General features: G+C 53.2%; 1 protein-coding gene. It reads right to left on the bottom strand.

Annotated elements, in window-relative coordinates:
* Nucleotides 1–875: 875 nt before the first annotated feature.
* Nucleotides 876–1,985, bottom strand: a 1,110-nt coding sequence (locus tag HMPREF9453_RS12220) for a hypothetical protein (protein WP_008860632.1), incomplete at its 5' end; no start/stop codon positions are given.

Genomic DNA, 1,985 nt, shown 5'->3' with positions numbered 1-1,985 from the left:
GTGTCATATGTGACACAATATCCAGTGCCACCTATTTTCTCGTTTCCCCTTGAGGGGAAGTCCCGCGAAGCGGGAAAGGGTGTACGGGGCAGAGCACCGATAGGGATGCTCCATCGCGGTCCTGACCGCCAATCGGCGGCCCCCTGAGCGAAACCCGGTTGGACGGTTTTCGCTGCCCCAGGCAGCGGCATATAAAACTACCCTCTGAACCAGCCCGCTCTGTGGGCCGAACCCATCGTTCGGTGCGCAGCACAGGAACGATAGAACCCGGGCGCCGAGAGGCGCCTGAACCTTCAAGCCCCAAAGGGGCTTGTCCATAAGAAGTCAGCGTTACGGGATTGGCTTTCTGTATCATATAGCATGATAAGCACTCTGGTGATTGGCTCACTACGTTCGCCTCCCCCTTTCCCGCTGCGCGGGACTTCCCCCGCAAGCGGGAGCAGAATAAAACACCGCGAGATAATCTTCTCATAAATCCTCCGCTCGAGATGACGATGGCGGCGAGCGCCCCTCTCGTCATTTCGACCGAAGCCGGTCAGCCGCCAATAGGAAAGCCTCTTATTGTGCAGGCTAGAGGCCAACTTCGGCTGACTTGGAGACTCTATGCAGAGTCTCCACAGAGTGGAGAAATCTCCTCCCTCTGATGGTACGGGCAGCATTGGGGCGGGAGATCTCTCGACTCAGAGTACCATCGGAGCGTTTTCCATCTGCCCCATACCGGCACGCAGCCCCGCTCGAGATGACGAAAGAGCCGTGTCACCCTACCGTCATGTTAAAAAGAAAGGCGCGGCTGGCGCCGGAGTCTTTGGCCGTCAGGATGTAGAAAAAAAGAAGCCCCTCATTTCGAGGAGCTTCTTTTTTCATTCTAATGAAAATTAGAATACATAGTTCAGGGATACGGATGCTACATCATCGTAGTCGGTATCGGTGCCTTTGGTCTTTACGTCGAAGCTGTATTCGCCGTGGAGTCTTACGTTCTTAGCGAGGGTTACATCGCCTTCTGCACGCCAGAATTTAACTTCTTTGACGTCTTTGTTCAGAAGAGCGTCCAGTGGGGAAGCATCGTAGGTGTAAGCACCGAGGAATGCATTTCTTTCAGCGTCTACATAGGAAGCAGCTACACGGAAGGAGCCGACTTTAGCATTATCCTGTTTGCCGTAGCCAAGGCCTGCAGTCCAGAGATCCGGATCGCCTTTGGCATCGGTGTTCTTGTAGTAGTCACCGAATACGTCGAAGCCGCCGCCAAGGCCTGCGGTGAGGCCTGCGCCCCAGATGTTGACTTTGTTGGAGCTGGTGCCGTTCACATAGTCTACGTCATAAGCAAAGCGTCCTGCTTCGCCGGAGAACTGTGCGTAGGCATATTCATGTTTATCAGTGATGTTGTCTGCATAGTCTCCGTTCCAGTCTTCGAAGCGGCCATAGCCTACTGCCAGGTTGGCTGCATCATTTGCATGGAATGCCACTTCAGCGCCTTTGATTTCAGAATCGAAGAATACGCCGGTCTGGCCGAAGAACTGGTCATATTTGCCAAGGGTAGCTTCTACCTTGTCGCCGAATGCATGACGGACATAGAGTCTCTGCATGTAGGTATCGCTGGTTTCGCTGTCTTTGAAGTTCATATCAGAACGGAGCAGGCCATTCACATAGGTAGAGTCATTGACCTGGCCCTTTACGTTGATACGGATACGGCCAACGTATTTGTCATCAGCTTTGCCTGTATAATGGGTAACTGCGTCTTTGCCGGTGCCGGTTTCATAGGTTTTGTAGCCCTGAGCAAATTTCATGTAGCCGTTGCCGGACCAGGAGATGTTGCCTACTTTCTTTTCCAGGTTAGCTACGCGAACGCCCAGGTTTGCCAGTTCGTCAGCGTATTCGCCAGCCAGTTTGTCCAGGGTTGCACGCTGTTCAGCGTTCAGCTGGTCTTCTTTTGCCATGAGGCGGGCAATGATCTGAGCCAGTTCATAACGGGTAATGTTTCTTTCGCC

Source organism: Dialister succinatiphilus YIT 11850, assembly GCF_000242435.1.
Lineage (GTDB): Bacteria > Bacillota > Negativicutes > Veillonellales > Dialisteraceae > Dialister > Dialister succinatiphilus.
Note: the sequence above shows the minus strand (reverse complement) of the source record. Positions and strands in the feature narration are given on the sequence as shown.